Genomic DNA, 5,247 nt, shown 5'->3' with positions numbered 1-5,247 from the left:
GCTGCCCGTGCACCCCGTCAGGCCCGGCCGTCCCGCGCCCGTGTCCCCGGTCGGGGTGCGCCCGTGGCGTGCAGGGTGCCGGCGAGGCCGTTGACCGGCTGCGGGGCGCCCGCCAGGTCGAGCACGAACAGCGGGACGCCGAGCGCGTCCGCGCCGGTGCGGGCGGAGTCGGTGTAACCGGCGAGGGAGAAGTACACGCACCGCGCGGACTCGGTCATCGCCGTCAGCCACAGGCACTCCACGTCCCGCGGGCCGGCCGGGCGCACGGTCGGGTCCACCTGGGCGAGCAGTCCGCGGGCGGCGAGCCCGATGCCGTTGGGCGGCCGCTGGTCGGCGCGGCGGATGTCCCGGTAGCCGAGCCAGCGCAGATAGAGCGCGGCGGTGGTGACGGCGTCGCGGGCGGTGCGGATGGCGCGGGGCCGGAAGGGCGGACGGCGTCCGTCGTCCTCCAGCGGCCGGGCGTCGTCCCGTTTCTGCGCACCGTCGTCCTCCCGTCCCCGCGCACCGTCGCCGGCCCTGGCGCCGTCGGCCGGGTCCGGCTCCACGGCGGCGGGACCTTCGGCCACCGGAACCCGCAGGACCGTGCCGCACGGGCAGCCCAGTTCCGGGTGCGGCCAGTGGTTGTCGCGTCCGCAGGCCGCGCACGGCACGGTGAGCCACTCGTCGTCCCAGGCGCGGTGGGCCGCCACCACCGGCTCGGCCGCGGGATCCAGCCGCGGCGCGGTCGGCGCACCGCACGCGCACGGATACATCGGTGCGATGTAGAGGCGCGTGCGCCGGCAGACGGGACAGCGCACGGGAACGCTCTCGGGCACGGCCCACCCCCAGGCGTCGCGTCGGCGTCGCCCCCATGGTGCTCCTCCCCGGCCGCTCCTGTCCGGCGCTTTCCGCTGTTGGGACCACTCTTGACGACCTTGGCGCTCCCCCTTAGATTGCTTCCAGATAGTAGAAGTTGTTTTCCATTATGCGGAAAACATCGGGACGATGTGGGTGCTCACCGCGGGGCGCGACGGGAGTACGCATCCGACAGCCGAAGCAGGAGTACTCGATGGCTCGTATGACCGCTGCCCGCGCGGCAGTTGAGATCCTCAAGCGCGAGGGCGTCACCGACGCCTTCGGTGTGCCGGGCGCGGCGATCAACCCGTTCTACAAGGCCCTCAAGGAGGGCGGCGGCATCGGCCACACCCTCGCCCGCCACGTGGAGGGCGCCTCGCACATGGCCGAGGGCTACACCCGGACCGCGCCGGGCAACATCGGTGTCTGCATCGGCACCTCCGGACCGGCCGGCACCGACATGATCACCGGCCTGTACTCCGCCATCGGCGACTCCGTCCCGATCCTGTGCATCACGGGCCAGGCGCCCACCCACGTGATCCACAAGGAGGACTTCCAGGCCGTCGACATCGCCTCGATCGCCAAGCCGGTCACGAAGATGGCGGTCACCGTCCTGGAGGCCGCCCAGGTCCCCGGCGTCTTCCAGCAGGCCTTCCACCTGATGCGCTCGGGCCGCCCCGGACCGGTCCTGATCGACCTGCCGATCGACGTCCAGCTCACCGAGATCGAGTTCGACCCGGAGACGTACGAACCGCTGCCGGTGTACAAGCCGGCCGCCACCCGGGCCCAGATCGAGAAGGCCATCACCTTTCTTCTGGAGTCGCAGCGCCCGGTCATCGTGGCCGGCGGCGGCATCATCGGCGCCGACGCCGCCGGCCTGCTGGTGGAGTTCGCCGAGCTGACCCGGACCCCGGTCGTCCCGACCCTGATGGGCTGGGGCGCGCTGCCCGACGACCACGAGCTGAACGCCGGCATGGTCGGCGTGCAGACCTCGCACCGGTACGGCAACGCCAACTTCCTGGCGTCCGACTTCGTCCTCGGCATCGGCAACCGGTGGGCCAACCGCCACACCGGCTACAAGCTGGACGTCTACCGCGGCGAGCGGAAGTTCGTCCACGTCGACATCGAGCCCACCCAGATCGGCAGGATCTTCCCGCCGGACTACGGGGTCGTCTCCGACGCCAGGGCCGCGCTGGAGCTGTTCATCGAGGTGGCGAGGGAGCTGAAGGCCGAGGGCAGGCTGCCCGACCGCGGCGACTGGGTGGCCGCCACCCAGGAGCGCAAGGCGAGCCTGCTGCGCCGTACGCACTTCGACGACGTGCCGATGAAGCCGCAGCGGGTGTACGAGGAGATGAACAGGGCCTTCGGGCCGGACACCCGGTACGTCACCACGATCGGCCTCTCCCAGATCGCCGGCGCGCAGATGCTGCACGTCTACAAGCCGCGCCACTGGATCAACTGCGGCCAGGCCGGCCCGCTCGGCTGGACCGTCCCCGCCGCGATCGGCGTCGCCAAGGCCGACCCGGACTCCCCGGTCGTCGCGCTGTCGGGCGACTACGACTTCCAGTTCATGATCGAGGAGCTGGCCGTCGCCGCCCAGCACCGGATCCCGTACGTCCACGTCCTGGTGAACAACGCCTACCTGGGCCTGATCCGCCAGGCGCAGATCGGCCTGGACATCAACTTCCAGGTGAACCTGGAGTTCGAGAACATCAACACGCCCGAGCTGGGTGTCTACGGCGTGGACCACGTCAAGGTCGCCGAGGGCCTGGGCTGCAAGGCCATCCGGGTCACCGAACCGGACCAGCTGGGAGCCGCCTTCGAGGAGGCGAAGAAGCTGGCCGCCGAGTACCGGGTGCCGGTGGTGGTCGAGGCGATCCTGGAGCGGATCACCAACATCTCCATGAGCCGCACCATGGACATCAGCGACATCAGCGAGTTCGAGGAGCTGGCCACCGAGCCCGGCCACGCGCCGACCTCCATCAAGCCGCTGAAGGTCTGACGCGTCCGGCGCGCACGCGTCCGGCACAGGCGAGGGGCGGCCCGTCCATCTGGACGGGCCGCCCCTCGGTCATGCCGTCGGGATCCGCTCGCCGTACGGCGCGGCGGGCGGTACCCGCGGCGGTCCGTGCGTCCCCCCCCGTCCGGGCCCGGTCGACGGCCCGCAGGGCGCACGAGACTCCCCCCGAGCGGGACCCGCCGCCCCCGTGCCGGCGGGCCCCGCATGCCCCTAATCTGCCCTGGCCGAGCGGCGGTTGAAGCATCCGCCGCCGTCTTCAGAGGTTGATTTGAGGTTGGACTCGCCTGCGGCAGCCGCCGCTGCCGTACGCGCCACCCGTGCCCGTACGCGCGACCCTGCCCGTACGCGCCGCTGTGCGCGCCGCCGTCTCCGTACGTGCCGTCGTCACAGCTCGTGCTCCGACAGCCCGGGCCAGTCGTCCGGGCCGCCGCCCTGCCATTCGATCAGGTCGCTCTCCTCCACCTCGATCCGGTCCAGGTCGGCCAGCCGCAGGATCTCCACGACATCGTCCAGGTGCGAGGCGATCCCCAGCATCACGTCCCCCTCGGTGACCCGCCGGGAACCGTCCAGCGCCGGCGGGTGAACCACGATGTGCGGGTAGTGGGTCATGCCTTCAGCGTGCGGCGCGCGGGGCGGATCCGCACGCCGGAATGGTGTCCGGGAACGCCGAACGCTCCCTCGCCGGGCAGGACCCGGAGCGGGGAGCGTTGGTTGCCGTCCGACGGCGCGAGGCCGGGCGCGACAGGTCGTTCGCGCCGCCGGACGGGGCGGGTGGGCCCCGGGGACGGGGCTGGGTGGGACCGCGGCGGCTGCGACGGAGCCGGGTGCCCCTTCCCTCTGGTCGAGAAGGGGGCCCGGTCCTTGACCACCGCACTGGCTCGCACACCGCCGCGGTCCTCGCCCTGCCCGCGCCGTACGTCCGGCGGCCACCCCTCATCCGGGCCGCCGGGCGCCTGCGCGGGCCGCGTACGGGGTCATGACCTCCCGTCAGATCCCGTACGCTGCTCGTGTTCCTGGTGCTCAGTCCTCGCGCAGCGCGCGGACCGCCTCCTCCACGCGCCTGCCGTACTCGGGGTCGGCGGCGTGGAAGTGGGCCAGGTTCTTCTCGATCACGTCGTCGCGGGAGACCTGCGAGAGGCCGCCGGCGATGTTCGCGATCAGGCGGGACTTCTCCTCCTCGGACAGCAGGCGGTACAGCTCGCCGGCCTGGAAGAAGTCGTCGTCCTTGGTGTGCAGGGGCGCCTCGTGGGTGCCGGTGTGGCCGTGGACGGCCAGCGGCGCCGACAGCGGACGGCCGGTCTCCACGGGGCCGCCGTAGGAGTTCGGCTCGTAGTTCTTGGCGTGGCGGCCCTGGGCGTTGGCGGCCATGAGGCCGTCGCGGCCGTAGTTCTGCACGGTCGTCGCCTTCGGGGCGTTGACCGCCAGCTGGGTGTGGTTGACGCCGAGGCGGTAGCGGTGGGCGTCGGCGTAGGCGAACAGCCGGCCCTGGAGCATCTTGTCCGGGGACGGGCCGATGCCGGGCACGAAGTTGTTCGGGGAGAACGCGGCCTGCTCGACCTCGGCGAACACGTTGTCCGGGTTGCGGTCCAGGACCAGCCGGCCCACCCGCCGCAGCGGGTAGTCCCCGTGCGGCCAGACCTTGGTCAGGTCGAACGGGTTGAAGCGGTAGCCGGCCGCCTCGGCCGCCGGCATGATCTGGACGTACAGCGTCCAGGACGGGTGCACGCCCCGCTCGATCGCCTGCAGCAGGTCGGTCTGGTGGGAGTTAGGGTCCTTGCCCGCCAGCTCCTGCGCCTGCTCGGTGGACAGACAGCGGACGCCCTGGTTGGTCTTGAAGTGGTACTTGACGAAGAAGGCCTCGCCGTCCGCGTTCGTCCACTGGTAGGTGTGCGAGCCGTAGCCGTTCATGTGCCGGTACGAGGCCGGGATGCCACGGTCGCCCATCAGCCAGGTCACCTGGTGCGTGGCCTCGGGGGAGTGGGCCCAGAAGTCCCAGACGTTGTCCGGCTCCTGACGGCCCGTGAACGGGTCCCGCTTCTGTGAGTGGATGAAGTCGGGGAACTTGACCGGGTCCTTGACGAAGAACACCGGGGTGTTGTTGCCGACGAGGTCGTAGTTGCCCTCCTCGGTGTAGAACTTCACCGCGAAACCGCGCGGGTCGCGGACCGCGTCGGCGCCGCCGAGGGAGTCGGCGACCGTGGAGAAGCGCAGGAACACCTCGGTGCGCTTGCCGATCCCGGTCAGGAAGGCGGCGTGGGTGTAGCCGGTGACGTCGTCGGTCACCTCGAAGTGGCCGTACGCGCCGGAGCCCCGGGCGTGCACCACCCGCTCCGGGATCCGCTCCCGGTTGAAGCGCGCGAGCTTCTCCAGGAGGTGCTGGTCCTGGATCAGGA

At 71.6% G+C, this 5,247-nt stretch carries 4 protein-coding genes; 1 reads left to right on the top strand and 3 read right to left on the bottom strand.

All coding sequences use genetic code 11. From position 1 onward, the window contains the following. Window positions 1-17: 17 nt before the first annotated feature. Window positions 18-689 (bottom strand): hypothetical protein, encoded by a 672-nt coding sequence (locus IE312_RS31590; RefSeq protein WP_306419840.1) that lies wholly within the window; start codon window positions 687-689, stop codon window positions 18-20. Between the two features lie 359 nt (window positions 690-1,048). Between IE312_RS31590 and gcl the strand changes: the two genes are divergently transcribed. Further along, window positions 1,049-2,836 (top strand): glyoxylate carboligase, encoded by a 1,788-nt coding sequence (gcl, locus tag IE312_RS31585; protein WP_189985683.1) that lies wholly within the window; start codon window positions 1,049-1,051, stop codon window positions 2,834-2,836. A 402-nt stretch (window positions 2,837-3,238) separates the two neighbouring features. Here gcl and IE312_RS31580 read toward each other — a convergent pair whose 3' ends face one another. Then, complete coding sequence (locus IE312_RS31580; RefSeq protein ID WP_030338570.1) at window positions 3,239-3,463, bottom strand: hypothetical protein; 225 nt, start codon at window positions 3,461-3,463, stop codon at window positions 3,239-3,241. A 411-nt stretch (window positions 3,464-3,874) separates the two neighbouring features. Continuing rightward, the coding region (locus IE312_RS31575) for a catalase (protein ID WP_229900662.1) at window positions 3,875-5,247 on the bottom strand (1,373 nt) is incomplete at its 5' end.

The organism is Streptomyces capoamus (assembly GCF_014654935.1).
GTDB classification, from domain to species: Bacteria; Actinomycetota; Actinomycetes; order Streptomycetales; family Streptomycetaceae; genus Streptomyces; species Streptomyces capoamus.
This window is presented reverse-complemented; position numbering and strand designations above follow the sequence as displayed.